Here is a 23,215-nt window from a genome sequence, read left to right as displayed (position 1 = left end):
TCCGCTTACGTCCTGGTGGCAGACCGTAATGCAGGATTCCACCGACCGCCGCCGCCCACCCCGGGGCGCGGTGTAGTACCACTTCCGGCCTGCTTTTGGCCGGAATCCGTTGCGATTCCGGCCAAAAACACGCCGGAAGGTCGGATTCACCACGCCCGGTACGAGTCCGCTTGCGCACGTATGCAAATTCATCGGCACGTGCGCTCGCGGGATCAATGGTCGTGTACATCCGTAAGAACACACCCGCCGGTTGTTTTTCCCGGCCTCCGGTGTGAGCCGCGGTAAATCCCCGGGTGTTTACATTCGCGGAACCGTAACCGAACGCGCCCGAAAAAAATGAATGAGTGTTTCCGGGGCGAAATCGCGGCGGCGACTCCGGCGCGCCGGCGAACACGCGCGATCACCCGGAGGCGCTTGACTTCGAGTTCGCTCCAGGTCGTAGCGTCGGTAGACGTGGGCGCCCGCTCACCTCGTACCCGGCGTTACCCCCCAGGAGGACTCCCCCGCATGATCGCGACCAGGAAACTCGGCGAGCTGACCGTGGGCGCACAGGGCCTCGGCTGCATGGGCATGAGCCAGGCCTACGGCGTGCGCGACAACGACGACGAGTCGATCGCCACCATTCACCGCGCGCTGGATCTGGGCGTCACGATGCTCGACACCTCCGACGTCTACGGTCCCGAGACCAACGAACGCCTCGTCGGCCGCGCCGTCGCCGACCGCCGCGACCGGGTGGTGCTGGCCACCAAGTTCGGCATCGTCTGGGGCGAGGGCGGCGCGGTCGGCGCCCGCGGCGACGCCGCCTACGTGCGGCAGTGCTGCGACGAATCGCTGGCGCGGCTGGGCGTGGACCACATCGACCTCTACTACCAGCACCGCGTCGACCCGAACGTCCCGATCGAGGAGACCTGGGGCGCGCTGTCGGACCTCGTCACCGCCGGCAAGGTGCGCTACCTCGGCATCTCCGAGGCCGCGCCGGCGACCATCCGCCGCGCGCACGCGGTGCACCCGGTGAGCGCGCTGCAGAGCGAATGGTCGCTGTGGACCCGCGAGATCGAGGCCGAGGTGGTGCCGACCTGCCGCGAGCTGGGCATCGGCATCGTGCCGTTCTCGCCGCTGGGCCGCGGCTTCCTCACCGGCTCCGTCACCTCCACCGCCGACCTCCCGGCCGACGATATGCGCCGCCGCCTGCCGCGCTTCGCCGACGGGAACTTCGACCGCAACCTCGCCATCGTCGCGGAACTGCGCCGCATCGCCGACGAGAAGGGCGTCACCGCAGGGCAATTGGCCCTCGCCTGGGTCCAGAGCCGCGGCGCGGACGTCGTCCCGATCCCCGGCACCAAACGCCGCACCTACCTCGAGCAGAACGTCGCCGCCGCCGACCTCGACCTCTCCCCCGAGGACCTGGCCCGCATCGAGGCCGCGGCACCCGCCGAGGCCGTCGCCGGAGCCCGCTACCCCGAGGAAATGGCCCGCGCCGCAGGGAAATAGGCGTCCCTGCGGCGGAGCCTCGGCAATCAGACACCCTCGCGATCGGTGCCGACCACTGCCCCGGACTCGGCGTCGATCCGCACCTCCGACTCGACGCCGTCGGTGCCGCGGACGTCGACCTCCCACGTCGTCACGCCCGCGTCGGTGTCGAGTTCGGCGGACAGGACGGTCGCGCCCGGCACCGCCTCCAGGGCCTTGGCGGTGGCCTGGTCCTTCGTGATCGTGGTCTTCGCGACCTGGGTCAGGGAGTGGCCGGCGTGGGCGCGGCCCGGCGAGCCGAAGGAGGCCAGCACGAGGCCCCCGCCGATCAGCGCGACCGCGACCGCGCCGACCAGCATCCACCGCAGACCGCCCAGAATCCGACGTGCGACGAGTGTCATGAAAGTTCCTCCTGTGCCGGTGATCTCGAATGTGGGGGCCACCGTCGCACCGCGTGGCTGAAGACACCCTGAACCCACCTGAAACTCCCTTCAGGAAGTATCTGTCAGGCTGTGCCCATGCGTTTGCTGATCGTCGAGGATGAGACGCGCCTGGCCGAGACCCTCGCAAAGGGTTTGGCGGCAGAGGGTTTCGCCGTGGACCTCGCGCACGACGGGCCCGACGGCCTGCACCTGGCCACCACCGGCGACTACGACCTCGTGATCCTCGACATCATGCTGCCGGGGATGAACGGCTACCAGGTGTGCGCCGCCCTGCGCGCCGCGGGACACGAGACCCCGGTGCTGATGCTGACCGCCAAGGACGGCGAATACGACGAGGCGGAGGGCCTGGACACCGGCGCCGACGACTATCTCCGCAAACCGTTCTCGTACGTGGTGCTGCTGGCCCGCATCCGCGCCCTGCTGCGCCGGCGCACCCGCGGCGGCGCACCGACCCTCAGCGTCGGTGATCTGAGCCTGGACCCGAACACCCAGACCTGCCGGCGCGGGCCCGAGGAGGTGCCCCTGACGGCGAAGGAGTTCGCCGTCCTCGAACAGCTCGCGGTGCGCGCCGGGGAGATCGTCTCCAAGGCCGACATCCTCGACCACGTCTGGGATTTCGCCTACGACGGCGATCCGAACATCGTCGAGGTGTACATCAGCACGCTGCGCCGCAAGATCGACGCCCCGTTCGGGCGGCGGTCCATCACCACCGTGCGCGGCGCGGGCTACCGGCTGGTGGCCGACCGTGGCTGACTTACGCCGCCTCCCGCGGCTGTTCGGTTCCGTCCGGTCGCGCACGGCCGCCGCGGCGGCCGCGGTGGTCGCGATCGGGCTCGTGCTCGCCGGGGCGGTCGTCCTGGCGGTGCTGCGGCACAACCTGGTCAACAGCGCCGGGCTGCAGGCCGAGATGACCGCGCGCAGCGTCGAAGCCCAGCTCACCCGCGGTACCGCCCCGGCGGATCTCAAACTGCCCGACGCGGATACCCAACCGGTGCAGGTGATCTCGGCCGACGGACGCGTCCTGGCCGCCGACGACGACCTGCGCGGCACACCCATGACCGACTTCGCGTCTCCGCACGAGCAGGACGCCGAGGACGACGACGATCACGACGAGGACGCGTCGAAGGAGGACGACGACGAGTCCGAGGACGACGACAAGGACGACAAGGACGGCCAGGACTCGGACGACGACGCGAAGGACACCGTCCCCGCGGTCACCGTGGCCTCGGCGTCCACCCCGCTCCAGTTCCGCGATCTCCAACTGCCGGTCGCCCACGACGACACCGGAAGTCACCAGTTCCGCGTCGCCGCGCTCACCGCCGCCGCGTCCGGGCAGCCCGTCACCATCTACGCCGGCGCCTCCCTCGCCACCGCCGACAAGGCCGTCGCCGGGGCCCGCAACGCCATGCTGCTCGGCCTGCCCCTGGTGCTCGCACTGGTCGCCGCCGTCGCCTGGCTGGTCACCCGCCGCGCCCTGCGGCCCGTGGAGGCGATCCGCACGGAACTGGTCGAGATCATGGACGGCGACCTGACTCGCCGTGTGCCCGTACCGAATTCCCGCGACGAGATCGCCCGCCTGGCCACGACCACCAACGCCACGCTCGCCGCGCTCGACGAATCCGCCGAACGCCAGCGCCGGTTCGTCGCCGACGCCGCCCACGAGCTGCGCAGCCCGATCGCCAGCCTGCGCACGCAACTGGAGGTGGCCCAGGCCCACCCGCACCTGCTCGATATGGACGGCCTCGTCGCCGACACCGTCCGGATCGAACACGTCGCCGCCGATCTGCTGCTGCTCGCGCGGCTCGACGCGGGCGAACAACCCCGGCGCGAACCGGTCGACCTCACGGATCTGGTCCGCGACGAACTCGAACACCGCGCCCACGACCGGCACCCGGTAGTGATCGATACGGCGCCGGAGCCCGCCGTCGTCGCCGGCAGCCGCACCCAGCTCGGGCGCGTGCTCACCAACCTCCTCGACAACGCCCAGCGCCACGCCGCGGCTGCCGTGCGCGTGACGGTCGCCCGCGACGGGGACACGGTCGTGCTGGCGGTGTCCGACGACGGGCCCGGCGTCCCGCCCGACGACCGGGAGCGGATCTTCGGCCGCTTCGTCCGGCTCGACGACGCCCGCAGCCGCGACGAGGGCGGCGCCGGACTCGGTCTCGCCATCGTGCGCGACGTCGTGCACCGCCACGACGGGCTGATCCGGGTCGAGGACGGCGACGCCGGCGGCGCCCGCTTCGTGGTCTCGCTGCCGGCGGCCGGACCTACTGCGCCGCAGCCACCGTCAGCGTGACCGGGGTGTCGGCGGTGACCTGCGTACCCGCCGCGGGAGTCTGCTCGGAGATCGTCCACGCGGTGGTGTGACTGGCCATGTCGTTCATCACGTCCCGCCCGTCGGTGGCGGTGATCGAGCCGATCGCGAAGCACAGGCCCGGTCCCACCACGGTCTCGGCCAGCGGCTTACCGCGGAAGTCCGGTAGCGGCTGCGGCCAGGTCTGCTTGTCGCAGGAGGCGGCCGCGGGCCCCGCCGATCCCGAACCGCCGGGCGCGGCGGAGGTCGGCTTCGACTCGGCTGTGCTCTGCCCGTCCCCGGACGATCCGCACGCCCCGCACGCGAGTGCGACGGCCACAGTGACGACGGATACCGCGATGCGGCGCATACATTTTCCTCTACATCCACGGACCGGCCTCGCCCGGCCCTCGAGCTGCGCCACGCACAGTAGTACGCCCGGCCCGCCGCCGTCGCGCGCGGGGGCGGATACGACACCCCGTCGCCGTGCGCACGATAGATTTCGGCCGGCGCCGCCGGAATTCGATCGATATGCGGCCGATTCCGGTCGATGTCCGGAAATTCGGCGCCACACCGCCGTCGAGAGCTATTCGCGATACCGCGATTGCGAATAGGGAACGGTGGTCGCCGGGCGGTGAGGTCCGAGGGCCGTAGCACGTCCCGGACCCCACCCGATCAGCGGTGCTGTCGACCGCGAGCTGCCGGGACCGGAGGATCCACTCCCCGAAATTGTGCGCCGGAAAATTCCGTCCGGCAGTGGTTTTCGCTGTTACAACATGATGAAAATCCGATATCCCGGCCATCGCGCCGGCTATCGGACCGTAATTTCCGACAGTACCGTTTCCATCCGGGCCAGCGCGGCGCGGATCCGCGATTTCACCGTCGACACCTGCACGCCCAGCCGCGCGGCCACCTGCGGATAGCTGAAACCCGCGTAGTAGGCGAGCACCAGCGCCTCCCGCTGCAACGGGGTCAGCGATTCGAGACCGTCTCGCACACACCGCAATTCGAGCCTGCGCAGCGCCTCCTCCACCACCGAATCGATCGGCGGCCGGTAGTCGTTGACGCCCCAGGCGTGATCGTGATCGGAACAGGCGCGTTCGTGGCGGACCCGGTCCACCGCCTGCCGGTGCGCGAGCGTCCGCAGCCAGGTCGCCGCCGAACCGCGCCGCTGGTCGAATCCCGCGGCGCTGCGCCACACCTGGATGTAGACGTCCTGGCAGGTCTCCTCGGCGTAGCCCGGATCGCGGACGACGGCCAGCACCCGCCGGAACACCATGGGCCGGGTCCGCTGGTAGAGCTGCGCGAATGCCTCCCGGTCGCCGTGACCCACGCGGCGGACGAGTTCGGCGTCGAGGTCGGCGGCGGCCGCTCGCGCGGAACAGGATTCCGGCGGATGCGTGATCGGAGACCGCCGGGCGGGACGGGCGGGAAGGAGAACGGCCACGAGTGCCCCCACGGAGAGAAGGTGTCGGAGCCGACCGTCGGGTTCAAGGACGTATGCCGGAGTGAGATCCCCTCCGGGGGCAAGGGATTGGGGATCCGGAGATTCAGTCTACCGGTGCGCGCCTCACAGCCGCAGCCCCAGTTCGACGATGGCGCGCGCCACCTCGTGCACGCGCACCCGGTTGCGGCGCGCGTGCGCGCGGATCAGCTCGTAGGCCGCCTCGGGCGCGATGTGGCGGGCACCCGCGATGACCCCCTTGGCCTGTTCCACGAGGATCCGCGCGCTGAGCGCGTGCTGTAGCTGGTCGGTCAGCCGCTGCTGGCGGCGCAACCGGTCCGCGGTCAGCAGATGCCCCGCGGTCAGACCGGCCAGCAGGGCCCCCAGCGACAGATCCTGCGGCGTCCAGTCGTGCGGCGCGGCCGCGTACAGGCTCAGCACACCCAGCCGGGCCTCGCCGAGTCGCAGCGGCATCGCCGCCACCGCCGGCACGCCGTAATGTGCGGCGGCGCTGCTGTATTCGGGCCAGCGGTCGCCGCAGCGGCGCGCGTCGGTCACGGCGACGGGCTCCCCGCCGCGCAGCGCGTCCACGAGCGGGCCGCGCGCGGCGACCTGCTGCACCACCTCGACCTCGGCCAACTCCTCGGGCACCGCGCCCGCGACCTCGTAGCGGTCGTCCTCGAGCAGTGTCACCGCGGCGCCGGACACCGGCAGCACATCGGTGGCGGTGTGGATCAGCTCCGACAAAGCGTCCGACCGGTCGGGAGCGGCGGGTAAGCGCAGCACCAATCGCGCCAGCGCCGGTACCAGCGTGTCGCCGTCAGACATCCCTGCATCACCCCCGCGGCCGGGACACCGGTGGTGCCCGCCAGGTCGGTCGGATCTCGCGTCAGCCGGACCTATCGATGGTACGACCCCGCCGGTCGGCGAATTACCCGTATTCCGTGGATAATTCGCGGGGTTGCGGCGCCGGTGACGGTCGCGGCGCGATCGCCCGTCAGTCGCGGTCGAAGCGGACGCGCCGCGCCACCACCGCCGCGGCCACCTCCGACAGCGACAGCGCGTGCCCGAACGCGTAGGCGCGCAACCGCGCGTAGGCGTCGGGCACCCGCACGCCCGCCTGCGCCACCACCATGCCCGCCGCCTGATGGATGGCGCGGCTCGACAGCGGCTGCTCGAGCCACGGCGCGTCGGCGGGCGCGCCGCCCGGCAGTCCCGCCGCCCGCGCCACCACCAGCTGCGTGGTGATCAGATCCGCCACGTGCAGGCCCGCCGACATCATCCGCGCGTCGAGGCGGCCCGGGATGTCGCGATAGAGGTCCAGGGCGCCGAACCGGATCTCGCCCAGCCGCAACGGCATCGCGATCATCGCGCCCGAAATACCGGTCCACGCCAGCGCTTCGGCGAATCCCGGCCAGCGTTCGCAGCCGCCCGCCAGATCGGCCACCCCGACCGGCTCGCCCGTCGCCGCCGCCTCCACCGCCGGGCCCTCGCCGACGGTCGCCTGCACCGATTCGACGCCCGCGGCCACCTCGTCGCTGCTCCACCACGGCTGCATCCCCGCGTGGTGCTCGTCGATGACGATCGCGGCCCGCTGCACCGGCAGCACCCGCACCGACGCCGCGCACGCCCCGGCGACGCCGCCCCCGCCGGCCCGCGCCGCCGTCAGGAATCGCTCGGTCAGGTACTCGAACCGTGGCACGCCAGTCCCCTCACGATCACCCACGCCGCCCCGGCGCGCGCCGGACCGTCGGCCGTCGGTGATCCCGGCCACAGTGCCGCCGAACCGTGAGATGCGCCATCATTTCCTTCCGGAAGTGATTGCCCGCGGTTCGGCGCGATAAACGAAACCGGTTGCGGCGGACCGCGACCGGACGGCCGGGCGGCCGGATGGCGCAGCCGACCGCTCCTCCAGTGAGGTTTGCCGGTCGATTGCCGCGCGACCTACCGTGAATTCGCTGATATTCCCAGAACGGAGAGTTTTCCATGCCGATCATCGACCTCGGTTCGTCCGCGCTCAACCTGGCCAACACCGTGACCTCGCTGGCCGCCAATGTCACGTACCTGCTGCAGGCCTGGGGCCTGGCCTGAGGCTCCGCCGCGTGTTCGCCTCCCGTCGTTCGGTGCCGCTATCCTTTATTCGGGGCCGACGGCTGGGGAGGGGATACCCGGATGCCAACTCTTGCAGCGCGTTTACATGACGTGATCACCACCGCGGGCGCCTGTGACACCGCCGCGCAGGCCGACGCACTGGCCACGCGGCTCGAGCGACTGATCCGCGAATTCGGCGTCGGCGCGTACACCGGCGAGGATCGAGCGCGGCTCGCGCTGCTGTGCTCGGACGCCACCACCGCGGTCCACACGGCCGCGGCGCGCACCGGGGCCGATACCGCCCGCCCGGCGCCGAGGGATCCGGACCGCGCCGAGGACGAGCCCGTCATCAGGATCGAGGACCTGTTCGGGCTGCCGCCGCAACGCGCGCGCTACCGCGCCCGCGACTGGAACTTCTACCGGCGCAGGCTGTAACCGCTCAGCCGAGCAGATACTGCTCGAGGTGCTCGCGCTCGGTCTGCAATTCGGAGATGGCGCTCTTCACCACGTCACCGATGCTCACGATGCCGACCATCCGGCCCGCCCGCAGCACGGGCAGATGCCGGATGCGGTGCTCGGTCATCGTCGTCCGCAGGCTCTCCACCCGGTCGTCGGGTGAGCAGGTGTGCACCACCGCGGTCATGATCGCGGCGACCGGCTGGTCGAGCAGCGCCGCGCCCTCGGTGTGCAACCGCCGCACGACGTCCCGCTCGGAGACGATGCCGTCGAGCGCCAGACCGTCCGCCGACACCACCACCGCGCCCACATTGCGCTCGGCCAGCACCCCCAGCAGCTCGCGGACCGCCGCGTCCGGGGCGATCGTCACCACCTCGGCGCCCTTCCTGCGCAGGATCTCGGAAATTCGCATCGGATATCCACCGCCGTCCCTTGCCCTCGGTCGTCTACCAGGATCTCGCGTTTCCTCCGCCGTGACCAGCAAAGATTCCGCGCGGGACGATCAACCGCACGGTCATGTCCCACACCGGGCGACCCACCGCTGTCGCCGAACCTGCCGCGGCGAGGGCCCCCGCGGACGTAGCATGCGGAACGTGGCCGAAGCGAACCGTCCCGCCGTGGTGCGGGTTCTCGTGTACTCGAGTGAATCCGACACCCGCAGCCAGGTGATGACGGCGCTGGGCAAGCAGCCCCGCCCCGACCTGCCGCCGTTCGAATACCTCGAGGTCGCCACCGCGCCCGTGGTCGTCGAGCAGATGGACGCCGGCGGTATCGACCTGGCGATCCTCGACGGCGAATCGGCCCCCACCGGCGGTCTCGGCGTCGCCAAGCAACTGCGCGACGAACTCGACACCTGCCCGCCCATCCTGGTGATCACCGGCCGCCCCGACGACGCCTGGCTCGCCAACTGGTCCCGCGCCGACGGCTCGATCTCCCACCCGATCGACCCCTTCCAGCTCACCGAGGCCGTCACCACCCTCCTGCACAACCGCTCTGCGGCCTAGCCGATCACGAGGCGGGCGAGCGCGCCGATCTCCAGCGCCGCCCACACCGCACCGTCCGGTCCCACAGTGAGGCCGTGCGGTTCCGACTCCGCGGTCGGCAGCTCGTACCCGGTGACGACACCGTCGACGGTGATGCGACCGAGGCGGTTGGCGCCCCACTCGGTGAACCAGAGCGCGCCGTCGTTTCCGGCGGTGACCGCATGTGGCCGGGCGCGGCGGTCGGGCAGCGGGAATTCGGTGATCACGCCGCCGGTATCGATGCGGCCGATCTGCCCGGCGCCGATCTCGACGAACCAGACGGCCCCGTCCGGACCGGCGGTGATGCCGACCGGGCCCGCGGCCTCGGTGGGCAGCGGGTAGAGCGAGATATCCGCGTCCACGGAGAGACGGCCGATCGCGTTACCGGCGTTGAGGGTGAACCACAGTGCGCCGTCGGCGCCGTCGGTGATCGCGGCGGGATACGCTCCCGGATCCGGCAGCGGGAACTCCGTCACCTCCCCCTGCGGAGTGATCCGCCCGATCCGCCCGGCGTCGGTCTCGGTGAACCACAACGCGCCATCGGAGCCTGCCGCGATGCCGAACGGCCCGCACTCCGCGGTGGGCAGCGCGAAACTCGCCGCTGATCCGTCCCTGCCCACCCGGCCGATGCGATGCGCCCGGTGTTCGGTGAACCACAGCGCCTCATCGGGACCGGCGGTGAGAATCGTCGGACCGCACTCCGGATCGAGCTGGTAGAACGTGGGCTGCCCGCCGGGGACCAGCCGCCCGATCCGGCCACTGTGAACCAGCGTGAACCACAGCGCGCCATCGGGTCCCGTGGCAATCGAGTACGGGCCTTCGTCGGCGCCACACACCGGATACTCTTCGACGACCTCGACCGAATCGCGTGACACACCAAGTCCTTTCCGACCGCTGCTGCGGAGCAACGGCCCAGCGATTATGCCTTCTCCAGGCACTGGCCTCACTGGTCGGGATGGTTGCTGTGCGGCGCACTGCCCACCGCGGCGGCGAATCCCGCCAGGACTACGAGCCCGGTCCCCAGCCAGAGGGCCGCGGTCGGGCCGTACCCGTCGACCGCGCGCCCACCGAACAGCGCGCCCGAGGCGATGGCGGCATTGAAGACCGCGACCAGGATCGCCGAGGCCGCCTCGCGAGCACCGGGCGCGGCGGCCGACGTCCAGGTCTGAGTACTGACCGAGACGCCACCGTAGGACAGCCCCCACGCGACCAGCAGCAGGCATGCGGCCAGGGGCGAACCTCCGACGAGGGCCAGCACGCCCACCGCGGCCGCCAGCCCGGCGCACACCGCGACCACGGCCCGCCGGGGTGCACGGGCTGCAATCGTGCCGAGGATGAAAGTTCCCGCCACACCGGCGATTCCGTACCCGAGCAACAGGGCGCTGACCGTGCCCGCACTCGCATGAACCCGCTGCTCGAGCACCGGCCGGAGGTAGGTGTAGGCCGCGAAGTGGCCGCCGACGAGCAACGCCACCACGATCATTCCGGTCCGTAGCCGCGGATTCGCCAGCAGGCGCGGCAGATCCGACAACGCGACGCCGCGCTCCGGTGGCAGCGGGGGCAGGATCGCCGCGAGTGCCACCGCGACCAGCACCGCCAGCCCGGCCGCCGCGCCGAAGGCCGACCGCCAACCGGCCAGCGCGCCCAGGTAGGTCCCGGCCGGAACGCCCAGTACGGAAGCGATCGCGATACCGCTGAAGATCACCGAAGTCGCCGTCCCCACCGACCGCGGCGGCACCAGCCGCACCGCCAGGCTGCCCGAGATCGCCCACACCCCGCCCATCCCGGCCCCGACCAGGACCCGCCCCGCCACCAGTACCGCGAAACTCGGCGCCACCGCGCACAGCAGATTGCCCACCGCGACGACCAGCATCAGCACCGGCAGCAGCCGTCGCCGGTCCACCCGCCCCAGCGCCGCCATCAGCACCGGGGCGGTCACCGCCAGCAGTCCGGTGACCGTCAGGGCCAGCCCGGCCAGCCCCTCGGAGACGCCCAGTGCGGCGCCCAGCGGGGTGAGCAGGCCGACCGGCAGCATCTCCGAGGTCACCACCGTGAACGTGCCCACGGCCACGGCCCCGGCCGCGAGCCGGCCACGCGCCGGAAGGTGTTGTGGCGGTGCGGATTCCGCACCGAGTGTCCCGATCTCCGTCATAACACCAGCCAACCCGCGGCGACCGGCCGGAACAACGGCGAAGGTCTCATCCTTCTATTAGTGGAACTCATGGATCGACGGGAAGGATGCGGGAGCGGTATGGACCTGCGGGAGCTGGAAGCCTTCCTCGCCGTGGCCGAGGAACTGCACTTCGGCCGCGCCGGGGCCCGGCTGTACGTATCGCAGAGCCGGGTGTCGCAGCTGCTGCGGTCGCTCGAGCACCGCATCGGCGGGCGGCTGGTGGACCGCACCAGCCGCCGCGTGCGCCTGACGCCGCTCGGGCAGGAGCTGTTCCCCGAACTGCGCACCGCCTACGACCGCCTGCGCGCCACCCTCGATTCAGCCTGTGCCAGTGCGCAGGGCGTGCGCGGAGTGCTGCGCGTCGGCTTCCAGGGCAGTGCGGACGAACGGATCCTGGCCGCCGTCACCGCCTTCCGCGCGCGGCATCCCGGCGGCACGGTGGAACTGGTCGAGATCCCGTACGCCGACCCGTTCGGCCCGGTCCGCCGCCAGGAGGTCGACGCCGCCCTGGCGCTGCTGCCGGTCGCCGAGCCCGACCTCGTCGTCGGCCCCGTCCTGCCGGGCCGCACCCAGGTGCTCGTGCTGCCCGTGCGGCATCCGCTCGCCACCCGCGACGTGCTCGACGCCGCCGACCTGGCCGGCTGCCCGCTCGTCGGAATCGCCGACACCGCACCGCGATACTGGCGCGAGGTGCACGCGCCGCGCCGCACGCCCGACGGCCGCGCGATCCCGGCCGGGCCCGCGGTGTCCACCACCCAGGAGGCCATCGCCGCGGTGGCCGCCGGGCACGGCGGCCTGCTGCTGTGCGACACCACCGCCGCCTACCATCGGCGCCCGGACGTGACCTCCGTTCCGGTGCGCGGCATTCCGGACAGTCATGTCACCCTGATCTGGCATCGTGATCGCGACAGCGGCCGCGTGCACGCCTTCGCGCGTGCCCTGGCGCAGACGTCCGGCACGCCGGAATCCGCGCTGCGCCCTGTCCTGTGACGGCCGGCGATTGCGCCGTTTCAGTCATAAGTGCCAGTTCCGAATTCGATCAAACACCGCCCACAAACGGCCTGCATTAAGAAAGATCGGTTGTAGGCTGTGCCCTAGCTCACACCAGTGCGAGCGTTGATATGAGTCCCATTTGTCCGGATCAGCATCATCACTCGCACCCCCGCTGAGCGTGCCCTGGGGTGCGACTGGCCCGGCAGACGACGACGTCAGCCCGCCTCGGCAATTGCCGGCTGTGTCCGCAAGGGAAGGGGTAGTGCGTTGTGAATACCGAGGTGCCGACCCTTGTGCTGGGCGCGGTCGCCGCCGCGTTCGCGGTGGGATCCGTTCTGCTGGCGGCCGTCGTCGGCCCCAAGCGCCACAATCGGGCCAAACTCGAGGCCTACGAATGCGGTATCGAACCGACGCCGCATGCCGTCGCCGGCGGCCCGGGTAACGCTGCGGGACAACGCTTCCCGGTGAAGTACTACCTCACCGCGATGCTGTTCATCATCTTCGACATCGAGATCGTGTTCCTCTACCCGTGGGCCGTCCACTTCGACGCCCTCGGCGTCTTCGGTCTCGCCGCGATGGCGCTGTTCATCTTCAACGTCTCCGTCGCCTACGCCTACGAGTGGCGGCGCGGCGGACTGAGCTGGGACTGATTCCGGCGCCCGATACAGGAAAGTGAGCCAGTCCCCATGGGTCTCGAAGAGAAGCTGCCCAGCGGATTCCTGCTGAGCACGGTCGAACAGTTCGCCGGATTCATGCGCAAGGGCTCGCTGTGGCCCGCGACATTCGGCCTGGCGTGCTGCGCGATCGAGATGATGGCCACCGGCGGCGGGCGTTTCGACAGCGCCCGCTTCGGCATGGAGGTCTTCCGGGCCTCGCCGCGCCAAGCCGACCTGATGATCGTCGCCGGCCGGGTGAGCCAGAAGATGGCCCCGGTGCTGCGCCAGGTCTACGACCAGATGACCGAGCCCAAATGGGTGCTCGCGATGGGCGTCTGCGCCTCCTCCGGCGGCATGTTCAACAACTACGCCATCGTGCAGGGCGTGGATCACGTGGTGCCCGTGGACATCTACCTGCCCGGCTGCCCGCCGCGCCCGGAGATGCTGCTCAACGCGATCCTCACCCTGCACGACAAGATCCAGGAGATGCCGCTCGGGGTGAATCGCGAGGAGGCCGTGCGCGCCGCCGAACAGGCCGCGCTCGCCGCGACCCCGACCATCCAGATGACGGGACTGTTGCGATGACATTCGATTCACCCAGAAGCACCGAGGACCCGCCGGAGGCCACCATGGACGGCGACACGACAGGACACGACGAGGCCCAGCGCGCCGAGGAGGATCAGCGCGCCGCCCCCGCCGACGAGGTGATCGGCGTGCGCCAGGGCATGTTCGGCGTCCGCGGCACCGGCGACACCTCCGGCTACGGCCGCCTCACCCGCACGGTGAGCCTGCCGGGCAGCACCCCGGCCCCCTACGGCGGTTACTTCGACGAGATCGTCGCCACCCTCCAGGACGCGTTGCCGGACAACGGATTCGGCGAGTCGATCGAGAAGATCGTGGTGTTCCGCGGCGAACTCACCCTGCACGTGCGGCGCGAGTACCTGCCCCGGGTCGCCCGGGCGCTGCGCGACGACGCCGCGCTGCGCTTCGAACTGTGCCTCGGCGTCAGCGGCGTGCACTACCCCGACGACGCCGGCCGCGAACTGCACGCGGTGTACCCGCTCATGTCGATCACCCACAATCGGCGGCTGCGGCTCGAAGTGTCCGCGCCCGACGCCGATCCGCACATCCCCTCGCTGTATTCGGTGTATCCGACCACGGACTGGCACGAGCGCGAGACCTACGACTTCTTCGGCATCCTGTTCGACGGCCATCCCTCGCTGACCAGGATCACGATGCCCGACGACTGGCGCGGGCACCCCCAGCGCAAGGACTACCCGCTCGGCGGAATCCCGGTCGAGTACAAGGGCGCTCGCATCCCGGCGCCCGACCAGCGGAGGGCGTACAGCTGATGAACGACATCGACACCCCCGAGCGCGTCATCACGGTCGCGGGCCAGGACTGGGACGACGTGCGCGAATCTCTCGGCGAGGCCGCCGAGGAGCGCATCGTCGTCAACATGGGCCCGCAGCACCCCTCCACCCACGGCGTGCTGCGCCTGATCCTCGAGATCGAGGGCGAGACCGTCACCGAGGCCCGTTGCGGCATCGGCTATCTGCACACCGGGATCGAGAAGAATCTCGAATTCCGCAACTGGGTGCAGGGCGTCACCTTCGTCACCCGGATGGACTACCTCTCGCCGTTCTTCAACGAGACCGCCTACTGCCTGAGCGTGGAGAAGCTGCTCGACATCACCGACGATATTCCCGAGCGCGCCAGCGTGATCCGCGTGCTGCTCATGGAACTCAACCGCATCTCCTCGCATCTGGTGGCGCTGGCCACCGGCGGGATGGAACTGGGCGCGCTGACGCCGATGCTGTTCGGCTTCCGCGAGCGCGAGCTGATCCTCGACGTCTTCGAGACCATCACCGGCCTGCGCATGAACCACGCCTACATCCGGCCCGGCGGCGTCTCGCAGGACCTGCCCGACAACGGCGTGGCCAAGGTCCGCGAACTGCTCGACCTGCTGCCGAAACGGCTGCGCGACATGGAGTTGCTGCTCAACGAGAACCCCATCTGGAAGGCCCGCACCCGCGGCGTCGGCTACCTGGATCTGGCCGGGTGCATGGCGCTCGGCATCACCGGCCCGGTGCTGCGCTCCACCGGCCTGCCGCACGATCTGCGCAAGTCCCAGCCCTACTGCGGCTACGAGAACTACGAGTTCGAGGTCAAGACGGATACCGGCTGCGACTGCTACGGCCGCTATCTCATCCGCGTCGAGGAGATGAAGGAGTCGGTGAAAATCGTCGAACAATGCCTCGACAAGCTACGGCCGGGCCCGGTCATGGTGGACGACAAGAAGATCGCCTGGCCCGCGGACCTGAAGCTCGGCCCCGACGGCCTCGGCAACTCCCCCGAACACATCGGCAAGATCATGGGCACCTCGATGGAGGCGCTGATCCACCACTTCAAACTCGTCACCGAGGGTATGCGGGTGCCGGCGGGCCAGGTGTACACGGCGGTGGAGTCGCCGCGCGGCGAACTCGGGGTGCACATGGTCTCCGACGGCGGCACCCGGCCGTTCCGGGTGCACTACCGCGACCCCTCGTTCACCAATCTGCAAGCGGTGGCGGCGATGTGCGAGGGCGGCATGGTCGCCGACGTCATCGCGTCGGTCGCCAGCATCGACCCCGTGATGGGTGGTGTCGACCGATGACCGAGATCCTGCTGCAACTCAGCACCCGGCCGATCCCGTACCCGAAGGAGGTGCACGACCGGCTCGAGGTGGACGCCAAGCAGATCATCGACTGCTACCCGCAGCCGCGCTCGGCCCTGCTGCCGCTGCTGCACCTCGTGCAGAGCGTCGAGAGTTACGTCTCCGGCACCGGGATCGAGTTCTGCGCCGAACAGCTCGGCCTCACCAACGCCGAGGTGACCGCCGTCGCGACCTTCTACTCGATGTACCGGCGCACACCCACCGGCGAATATCACGTCGGCGTGTGCACCAACACCCTGTGCGCGGTCATGGGCGGCGACGAGATCTTCGCGGACCTGAAGCGGCACCTGGGAATCGAGCACGGCGACACCACCTCCGACGGCGCGGTCACCCTCGAGCACATCGAATGCAACGCCGCCTGCGACTACGCGCCGGTGGTGATGGTCAACTGGGAGTTCTTCGACAACCAGACCCCGCAATCCGCCCGCGCCCTCGTGGACGCGCTGCGCGGCGGCGAGCAACTCACCGGCAGCCGCAGCGGGGCGCCGCTGTGCACCTTCCGCGAAACCGCCCGCCTGCTCGCCGGATTCGCCGACGACCGGCCCGGCGCCAACGACGGCACACCCGGCGCCGCCACCCTCGCCGGGCTCCGCGTCGCCCGCGGAACCTCGGAAGAGACCGCGCGGCAAGAGAATCCGGACGGTGGACAGTGACTCTCGCACCCGTCCTCACGCGGTACTGGGACGAGCCGCGGTCCTGGACCCTGGACACCTACCGGCGGCACGACGGCTACCGAGGCCTCGCCGAGGCGCTGCGCATGCAGCCCGACGAGGTCATCGCCACCGTCAAGGACGCGGGCCTGCGCGGCCGCGGCGGCGCCGGCTTCCCGACCGGCATGAAATGGGGCTTCATCCCCCAGGGTCCCGGCCCCGACGGCACCACCACACCGCACTACCTCGTGGTCAACGCCGACGAGTCGGAACCGGGCACCTGCAAGGACATTCCGCTCATGCTGGCCACCCCGCACGTCCTCGTCGAGGGCGTGATCATCGCGGCCTACGCCATCCGGGCCTCGCACGCGTTCATCTACGTGCGCGGCGAGGTGCTGCCCGTGCTGCGGCGCCTGCGCGCGGCCGTGCAGGAGGCCTACGACGCCGGCTACCTCGGCCACGACATCCTCGGCTCCGGCTACGACCTCGAACTGATCGTGCACGCCGGGGCGGGCGCCTACATCTGCGGCGAGGAGACCGCGCTGCTGGATTCGCTCGAGGGCCGCCGCGGTCAGCCCCGGCTGCGCCCGCCGTTCCCCGCCGTGGCGGGCCTGTACGCGTGCCCGACCGTGGTCAACAACGTGGAGTCGATCGCCAGCGTCCCGCCGATCCTGGTCAACGGCACCGAATGGTTCCGGTCCATGGGCAGCGAGAAATCGCCCGGCTTCACGCTGTACTCGCTGTCCGGGCACGTCACCCGGCCCGGCCAGTACGAGGCCCCGCTCGGCGTCACGCTGCGCGAACTGCTCGGCCACGCCGGCGGCGTCCGCGCCGGGCACAGCCTCAAGTTCTGGACGCCGGGCGGCTCGTCGACCCCGCTGTTCACCGACGAGCACCTCGACGTCCCGCTCGACTACGAGAACGTCGCCGCCGCCGGATCCATGCTGGGCACCAAGGCATTACAGATCTTCGACGACACCACCTGCGTCGTGCGCGCGGTACTGCGCTGGACCGAGTTCTACGCCCACGAGTCCTGCGGTAAGTGCACCCCGTGCCGCGAGGGCACCTACTGGCTGGTCCAGCTGCTGGCGCGGCTCGAGGCCGGTCAGGGCGCCACGGCCGACCTCGACAAACTGCTCGATATCGCCGACAACATCAACGGAAAGTCGTTCTGCGCCCTCGGCGACGGCGCGGCCAGCCCGATCGTGTCGTCGGTGAAGTACTTCCGCGCGGAGTACGAGGAGCATCTGCGATCGGGCGGCTGCCCGTTCGATCCCGCCCGCAGCACGGCATGGGCGGAGACGGCGGGAACAACAGGAGGCATGCGATGACCGCGACCGTCTCGAGCAACAACAGCGATGTGGTGCCCCAGGATCTGGTGAGCGTCACCATCGACGGCACCACCGTCAGCGTCCCGGCGGGGACCCTGCTGATCCGCGCGGCCGAACTCGTCGGCATCCAGATCCCGCGGTTCTGCGACCATCCGCTGCTCGATCCGGTCGGCGCCTGCCGCCAGTGCCTGGTCGAGGTGGAGGGCCAGCGCAAGCCGGTCGCCTCCTGCACCATGGCCGTCGCCGAGGGCATGGTGGTCAGCACGCAACTCACCTCCCCCGCCGCCGAGAAGGCGCAGGAGGGCGTGATGGAACTGCTGCTGATCAACCATCCGCTCGACTGCCCGGTGTGCGACAAGGGCGGTGAATGCCCGCTCCAGAACCAGGCGATGTCCAGCGGCCGGGCCGAATCCCGCTTCGAGGGCGTGAAACGCACCTACCCCAAACCGCTTCCGCTGTCCTCGGCGGTGCTGCTGGACCGCGAGCGGTGCGTGCTCTGCGCGCGCTGCACCCGGTTCTCCCAGCAGATCGCGGGCGACCCGTTCATCGAGCTGATGGATCGCGGCGCGCTGGAACAGGTCGGCATCGCCGACGGCGAGCCCATGGACTCCTACTTCTCCGGCAACACCGTGCAGATCTGCCCCGTCGGCGCCCTCACCGGCACCGCCTACCGGTTCCGCGCCCGCCCCTTCGACCTGGTCTCCAGCCCGGCCGTCTGCGAGCACTGCGCCTCGGGCTGCGCCCAGCGCACCGACCACCGCCGCGGAAAGGTGCTGCGGCGCCTGGCCGGTGACGACCCCCAGGTCAACGAGGAATGGAACTGCGACAAGGGCCGGTGGGCGTTCACCTACGCCACCGAACGCGACCGGCTCACCACGCCGCTGGTCCGGGACTGGAACGGCACCCTCGCCCCCGCCTCCTGGTCCGAGGCGCTGGCCCGGGCCGCCGAGGGCCTCGCCGCCGCGCGCGGCAACGCGGGCGTCCTCGTCGGCGGGCGCGCCACCGTGGAGGACGCCTACGCCTACGCCAAATTCGCGCGAACGGCATTGGGCACCAACGATATCGACTTCCGCGCCCGCCCCCACTCGGCCGAGGAGGCCGGATTCCTGGCCGCCCGCGTCGCGGGGCAGGGCACGACCGTCGACTACGCCGCCCTGGACAAGGCGCCGGTCGTGGTCCTCGCCGGATTCGAACCCGAAGAGGAATCGCCGATCGTCTACCTGCGGCTGCGCAAGGCCGCCCGCACACACGGACTGCGGGTGTACTCCCTCGCGGCCTACGCCTCCCGCGGTCTCGAACGCATGTCGGGCACCCTGCTTCCCGCCGCTCCGGGACGCGAGGCACACGTCCTCGACGCGATCGCCACTCTCGCGGTGCCACAGGCTGTTCCGGGTACCGAGTCCGACGACGAGGTGTCGGTCCTCGCGCGGCTGCTGCGCGAGCCGGGCGCGGTCGTGCTCGCCGGGGGAACGGCTCGCGGCCCTGCCCCGGCGCGCTGTCGGCCGCGGTGCGCCTGGCCGACAGCACCGGCGCCGCGCTGGCCTGGGTCCCCCGCCGCGCCGGTGAACGCGGCGCGATCGAGGCGGGCGCGCTCCCGGGCCTGCTGCCCGGCGGGCGTCCCGTCGCCGATCCGCGGGCCCGCCAGCAGGTGCGCACCGCCTGGAACGCCGACGACCTGCCGGCCGATCCGGGCCGCGACACCGGCGAGATCCTCGCCGCCGCAGCGCATCTGGGCGCGCTGGTCGTCGGCGGCGTCGAACTCGGCGACCTGCCCGATCCGCAGGCCGCCCGCGACGCCCTGGACGCCGCCCGCTTCGTGGTCAGCCTGGAACTGCGTCACAGTGACGTCACCGACCGCGCCGACGTCGTCTTCCCGGTCGCCTCCACTATGGAGAAGGCGGGCACCTTCCTCACCTGGGAGGGCCGCACCCGGCAGTTCGCGGCGGCACTGGACGACCCCACCGTCCGCCGCGCGGCCGCGCCGCTCGCCGACCACCGCGTCCTGCACGCGATCGCCGACGAGATGGGCATCCCGCTCGGCCTGCCCGACATCACCACCGCCCGCGCCGAACTCGCCGATCTCGGCGTGTGGGACGGCGCGCCGGCGCCCACCCCCGACGAACCGCCGCACCCCGCACCCCAGCCCGGGCCCGGCAGCGCCGTCCTCGCCGGCTGGCGCATGCTGCTCGACCTCGGCCGCATGCAGGACGGCGAACCCAACCTGGCCGGCACCGCGCGCACGCCCGCGGTCCGGATGTCCCACGACACCGCGGCCGAAATCGGCGCCACCACAGGCGATCCGGTGCGGGTGAGCACCGACCACGGGCACATCACGCTGCCCCTGGTGATCACCGAGATGCCCGACCGGGTCGTGTGGCTGCCGCTCAACTCGCCCGGGTCGGTGGTGCACGACCGGCTCGCCGCCACCCCCGGCCACCTCGTGCGCATCCGACGGGAGGACCACCGTGAGTGATCTCGTGATGTTCGGCCACGACCCCTGGTGGCTGGTACTGCTCAAATCCGTCGGCATCTTCGTCTACCTGCTGCTGATCCCGCTGCTGGCCGTGCTCATCGAGCGCAAGGTCGTCGCGTGGATGCAGATGCGCGTCGGCCCCAACCGGGTCGGGCCGCGCGGTTCGCTGCAATCGCTCGCCGACGGCGCGAAGATGCTCCTGAAAGAGGACATCATCCCGGCGATCGTGGACAAGCCGATCTACATCATGGCGCCCATCATCGCGCTCATCCCCGCGGTGATGGCCTTCGCCGTGATCCCCCTCGGCCCCGTGGTGTCGATCTTCGGGACGCACACCCCGCTGCAACTCACCGATATGCCGGTCGCCGTGCTCTACATCCTCGCGATGGCCTCGATCGGCGTGTACGGGATCGTGCTCGCCGGCTGGGCGTCCGGATCGACGTATCCGCTGCTCGGCGGGCTCCGCTCGACCGCCCAGGTGATCTCCTACGAGATCGCCATGGCGGCCTGCTTCGCCGCGGTCTTCCTGCTGACCGGCACCATGTCCACCTCCGGCATCGTCGACAGCCAGTGGGGCACCTGGAACGTCTTCCTGCTGCTGCCGTCGTTCCTGATCTACGCGGTCTCGATGGTCGGCGAGACCAACCGGGCGCCGTTCGACCTGCCCGAGGCCGAAGGCGAACTCGTCGGCGGCTTCCACACCGAATACTCGTCGCTGAAATTCGCCATGTTCATGATGGCCGAATACATCAACATGGGCACGGTGTCGGCGCTGGCCACCACGCTGTTCTTCGGCGGCTGGCACGCGCCGTTCCCGCTGAGCCTGTGGGCGGGCGCCAATTCCGGCTGGTGGCCGGTCCTGTGGTTCACCGCCAAGGTGTGGATCTTCCTGTTCGTCTTCATCTGGCTGCGCGGCACCCTGCCCCGGATGCGCTACGACCAGTTCATGAACCTCGGCTGGAAGCTGCTGATTCCGGTGTCGCTGCTGTGGGTCATGATCGTGGCGTCGCTGAAGGTGCTGCAGGACAACGGCATTCACATCGAGACCGCGGGCCTGGTGATCGGCGGGATCGTGGTGGCGCTGGCGCTGCTCGGCGTCATGCTGCGCGCCGGGCACCGGGGCGACGACCGCGCCGGCGAGGCGGAACCCGCGGTGCCCGAACCCTATGCGGGCTTCCCGGTACCGCCCATGCCGCCGCGGCCCGCGCGGGAGGCCGCAAAACCGGGGCTGCTCGAACCGCTGGCCGGATTCGCCGTCACCTTCACGACCATGTTCAAGGAGAAGAACACCGAGTTCTATCCGGAGGAGAAGGTCCCGACCGCGCCGCGCTATCACGGCCGCCACCAGCTCAACCGGCATCCCGACGGCCTCGAGAAGTGCATCGGCTGCGAACTGTGCGCGTGGGCGTGCCCCGCCGACGCCATCTACGTCGAGGGCGCCGACAACGCCAAGGGCGAGCGCTTCTCCCCCGGCGAGCGGTACGGGCGGGTCTACCAGATCAACTACCTGCGCTGCATCGGCTGCGGCCTGTGCATCGAGGCGTGCCCGACCCGCGCGCTCACCATGACCAACGAGTACGAACTCGCCGACGACAACCGCGGCGGCCTCATCTACGAGAAGGACCAGCTGCTGGCGCCGCTGCGGGCCGGGATGGAACCGGCCCCGCATCCGGCGTATCCCGGTGCGACGGAAGAGGACTACTACCTCGGCAACGTCCCCGCCGCCCCCGGAACACCCGAGGACACCGGACTGCGCCGGACCGACCTGGGCATGCCCGCGATCCCTCCGGCCGCCGCCGAATCCCGGGAGCCCGCCGTGACGGGCGCGGAAGGAGGATCGCGATGATGTACCTCGCCACCGACGCGGTGACCCGGACCTCGACCGGTGAGGCCGTGACGTTCTGGGTGCTCGCCGTCGTCGCGGTCGGCGGCGCACTGGGCATGGTGTGCGCCCGCAAGGCCGTGCACTCGGCACTGTGCCTGGCGGCCACCATGATCACGCTGTCGGTGTTCTACATCGCGCAGAAGGCCGTATTCCTGGGCGTGGTGCAGATCGTCGTCTACACCGGCGCGGTGATGATGCTGTTCCTGTTCGTGCTGATGCTCGTCGGCGTCGACTCCGCCGAATCGCTGCGGGAGACGCTGCGCGGGCACCGCGTCGCGGTGATCACTGTCGGTATCGGGTTCGGTGCACTGCTCATCGGCGCGATTGCCCGTGGGGTGCACGACGATTCGGTCGCCGCCCCACCCCCATCCCCCGGTGCTTTTCCGGGGGTCGGAGACGACACCATCGCCGCGCTCGCCGAACTGATCTTCATCCGCTACGTGTGGGCGTTCGAGCTGACCGGCGCGCTGCTGATCACCGCCACCATCGGCGCGATGGTCCTGGCGCACCGCGAACGGTTCGGCCCGCGCACCGACCAGAAGGAGATGTCCAAACGCCGGGTGCGCGAAGGACATCGGGTCACCCCGCTGCCCACGCCCGGCGTGTACGCGCGGCACAACGCGGTCGACGTGCCCGCCCGGCTGCCGGACGGCTCGTTCGAGGAGCTGTCGGTCAGCACCATCCTGCGCCACCGCCGCAACCGCGCCCACACCGAGGCGGCCGCCATCGGCGTCGGCACGACCGACGCACCGAACGGGAACGGCCACAACGGCTCCGACGACAACCCTGCGCACGGCTGAGAGAGAGGCTCTGCGGTGAATCCGGACAACTACCTGTATCTGTCCGCGTTGCTGTTCACCATCGGCGCGGCCGGTGTGCTGGTACGGCGCAACGCGATCGTGGTGTTCATGTGCATCGAACTGATGCTGAACGCGGTCAACCTGGCCTTCGTCACCTTCGCACGGGAGCGCGCGAATCTGGACGGCCAGGTGTACGCGTTCTTCACGATGGTGGTCGCGGCGGCCGAGGTCGTCGTCGGCCTGGCCATCATCATGACCATCTTCCGCGCCCGTCGCTCGACCTCGGTCGACGACGCCAACCTCCTGAAGTACTGACGTG

The 23,215-nt window shown here is 70.6% G+C and carries 23 protein-coding genes and 1 pseudogene; 16 read left to right on the top strand and 8 right to left on the bottom strand.

Annotated features, from left to right (window positions below; genetic code table 11):
• The first annotated feature begins 507 nt into the window (after positions 1–507).
• On the top strand, positions 508–1,491 hold the full coding sequence (locus tag ON41_RS15110; RefSeq protein WP_040748247.1) for an aldo/keto reductase: 984 nt from the start codon (positions 508–510) through the stop codon (positions 1,489–1,491).
• A gap of 26 nt (positions 1,492–1,517) precedes the next feature.
• On the opposite strand, the gene ON41_RS15105 is transcribed toward ON41_RS15110, so the two are convergent.
• A complete protein-coding gene (locus ON41_RS15105; protein WP_051161513.1) occupies positions 1,518–1,871 on the bottom strand; it encodes a PepSY domain-containing protein in 354 nt (117 codons plus the stop codon).
• 117 nt (positions 1,872–1,988) lie between these two features.
• Between ON41_RS15105 and ON41_RS15100 the strand changes: the two genes are divergently transcribed.
• Positions 1,989–2,666, top strand: coding sequence for a response regulator (locus tag ON41_RS15100; RefSeq protein WP_040748246.1), 678 nt, complete (start codon positions 1,989–1,991; stop codon positions 2,664–2,666).
• Positions 2,659–4,209, top strand: a complete 1,551-nt coding sequence (locus ON41_RS15095; RefSeq protein WP_040748245.1) for a sensor histidine kinase — start codon at positions 2,659–2,661, stop codon at positions 4,207–4,209. Before ON41_RS15100 ends, ON41_RS15095 begins: the two co-directional genes overlap by 8 nt.
• On the opposite strand, the gene ON41_RS15090 is transcribed toward ON41_RS15095, so the two are convergent.
• The 4 genes from ON41_RS15090 to ON41_RS15075 form a co-directional block, all read right to left on the bottom strand.
• Positions 4,181–4,576: a hypothetical protein gene (locus ON41_RS15090; RefSeq protein ID WP_040748244.1), complete on the bottom strand. Its 396-nt coding sequence runs from the start codon at positions 4,574–4,576 to the stop codon at positions 4,181–4,183. The genes ON41_RS15095 and ON41_RS15090 overlap by 29 nt on opposite strands.
• 441 nt (positions 4,577–5,017) lie before the next feature.
• Positions 5,018–5,665 (bottom strand): sigma-70 family RNA polymerase sigma factor, encoded by a 648-nt coding sequence (locus ON41_RS15085; protein WP_246829532.1) that lies wholly within the window; start codon positions 5,663–5,665, stop codon positions 5,018–5,020.
• Positions 5,666–5,776: 111 nt separating this feature from the next.
• Complete coding sequence (locus ON41_RS15080) at positions 5,777–6,478, bottom strand: GAF and ANTAR domain-containing protein (protein WP_040748243.1); 702 nt, start codon at positions 6,476–6,478, stop codon at positions 5,777–5,779.
• Between the two features lie 169 nt (positions 6,479–6,647).
• A complete protein-coding gene (locus ON41_RS15075; RefSeq protein ID WP_051161511.1) occupies positions 6,648–7,352 on the bottom strand; it encodes a GAF and ANTAR domain-containing protein in 705 nt (234 codons plus the stop codon).
• Between the two features lie 470 nt (positions 7,353–7,822).
• On the opposite strand from ON41_RS15075, the gene ON41_RS15070 reads away from it, so the two are divergent.
• Positions 7,823–8,176, top strand: a complete 354-nt coding sequence (locus ON41_RS15070; RefSeq protein ID WP_157185471.1) for a hypothetical protein — start codon at positions 7,823–7,825, stop codon at positions 8,174–8,176.
• Positions 8,177–8,180: 4 nt separating this feature from the next.
• Here the strand turns inward: ON41_RS15070 and ON41_RS15065 are convergent, their stop codons facing one another.
• Positions 8,181–8,609 carry a CBS domain-containing protein gene (locus ON41_RS15065; RefSeq protein ID WP_040748241.1) on the bottom strand — a complete coding sequence of 143 codons (429 nt, stop codon included), beginning with the start codon at positions 8,607–8,609 and terminating at the stop codon, positions 8,181–8,183.
• A gap of 172 nt (positions 8,610–8,781) precedes the next feature.
• Between ON41_RS15065 and ON41_RS15060 the strand changes: the two genes are divergently transcribed.
• Positions 8,782–9,201, top strand: coding sequence for an Rv3143 family two-component system response regulator (locus ON41_RS15060; RefSeq protein WP_040748240.1), 420 nt, complete (start codon positions 8,782–8,784; stop codon positions 9,199–9,201).
• On the opposite strand, the gene ON41_RS15055 is transcribed toward ON41_RS15060, so the two are convergent.
• Both ON41_RS15055 and ON41_RS15050 read right to left on the bottom strand, forming a co-directional pair.
• Complete coding sequence (locus tag ON41_RS15055; protein WP_040748239.1) at positions 9,198–10,094, bottom strand: Vgb family protein; 897 nt, start codon at positions 10,092–10,094, stop codon at positions 9,198–9,200. The genes ON41_RS15060 and ON41_RS15055 overlap by 4 nt on opposite strands.
• A gap of 68 nt (positions 10,095–10,162) precedes the next feature.
• A complete protein-coding gene (locus ON41_RS15050) occupies positions 10,163–11,371 on the bottom strand; it encodes an MFS transporter (protein ID WP_083905367.1) in 1,209 nt (402 codons plus the stop codon).
• A 99-nt stretch (positions 11,372–11,470) separates the two neighbouring features.
• Here ON41_RS15050 and ON41_RS15045 point away from each other — a divergent pair, with 99 nt between their 5' ends.
• From ON41_RS15045 to nuoK, 11 genes and pseudogenes are all read left to right on the top strand, one after another.
• Positions 11,471–12,382, top strand: coding sequence for a LysR family transcriptional regulator (locus ON41_RS15045; protein WP_051161509.1), 912 nt, complete (start codon positions 11,471–11,473; stop codon positions 12,380–12,382).
• Between the two features lie 272 nt (positions 12,383–12,654).
• Positions 12,655–13,035 carry an NADH-quinone oxidoreductase subunit A gene (locus tag ON41_RS15040; RefSeq protein ID WP_040748238.1) on the top strand — a complete coding sequence of 127 codons (381 nt, stop codon included), beginning with the start codon at positions 12,655–12,657 and terminating at the stop codon, positions 13,033–13,035.
• Between the two features lie 36 nt (positions 13,036–13,071).
• Entirely contained in the window at positions 13,072–13,626 is a 555-nt protein-coding gene (locus ON41_RS15035; protein WP_040748237.1) for a NuoB/complex I 20 kDa subunit family protein, read from the top strand.
• Positions 13,623–14,393: an NADH-quinone oxidoreductase subunit C gene (locus ON41_RS15030; protein WP_083905366.1), complete on the top strand. Its 771-nt coding sequence runs from the start codon at positions 13,623–13,625 to the stop codon at positions 14,391–14,393. The genes ON41_RS15035 and ON41_RS15030 overlap by 4 nt, the downstream gene beginning before the upstream one ends.
• On the top strand, positions 14,393–15,697 hold the full coding sequence (gene nuoD, locus ON41_RS15025) for an NADH dehydrogenase (quinone) subunit D (RefSeq protein WP_040748236.1): 1,305 nt from the start codon (positions 14,393–14,395) through the stop codon (positions 15,695–15,697). Before ON41_RS15030 ends, nuoD begins: the two co-directional genes overlap by 1 nt.
• Positions 15,694–16,410, top strand: coding sequence for an NADH-quinone oxidoreductase subunit NuoE (gene nuoE / locus ON41_RS15020; RefSeq protein ID WP_040748235.1), 717 nt, complete (start codon positions 15,694–15,696; stop codon positions 16,408–16,410). Before nuoD ends, nuoE begins: the two co-directional genes overlap by 4 nt.
• The gene (nuoF, locus tag ON41_RS15015; RefSeq protein WP_040748234.1) at positions 16,407–17,738 is read left to right on the top strand and encodes an NADH-quinone oxidoreductase subunit NuoF; all 1,332 of its coding nucleotides are present in this window, start codon (positions 16,407–16,409) and stop codon (positions 17,736–17,738) included. The genes nuoE and nuoF overlap by 4 nt, the downstream gene beginning before the upstream one ends.
• Positions 17,735–20,211 (top strand): annotated as a pseudogene (locus ON41_RS15010) (NADH-quinone oxidoreductase subunit G). Before nuoF ends, ON41_RS15010 begins: the two are co-directional and overlap by 4 nt.
• 7 nt (positions 20,212–20,218) lie before the next feature.
• Complete coding sequence (nuoH, locus tag ON41_RS40255; protein ID WP_083905370.1) at positions 20,219–22,057, top strand: NADH-quinone oxidoreductase subunit NuoH; 1,839 nt, start codon at positions 20,219–20,221, stop codon at positions 22,055–22,057.
• On the top strand, positions 22,054–22,896 hold the full coding sequence (locus ON41_RS15000) for an NADH-quinone oxidoreductase subunit J (RefSeq protein ID WP_040748233.1): 843 nt from the start codon (positions 22,054–22,056) through the stop codon (positions 22,894–22,896). Before nuoH ends, ON41_RS15000 begins: the two co-directional genes overlap by 4 nt.
• Positions 22,897–22,911: 15 nt before the next feature.
• On the top strand, positions 22,912–23,211 hold the full coding sequence (nuoK, locus tag ON41_RS14995; protein WP_040748232.1) for an NADH-quinone oxidoreductase subunit NuoK: 300 nt from the start codon (positions 22,912–22,914) through the stop codon (positions 23,209–23,211).
• Positions 23,212–23,215: the final 4 nt, after the last annotated feature.

Origin of the sequence: Nocardia transvalensis NBRC 15921 (assembly GCF_000308875.1) — a bacterium.
Taxonomy (GTDB): Bacteria; Actinomycetota; Actinomycetes; order Mycobacteriales; family Mycobacteriaceae; genus Nocardia; species Nocardia transvalensis.
The sequence above is the reverse complement of the archived record's forward strand: the minus strand, read 5'-3'. Positions and strand labels throughout refer to the sequence as shown.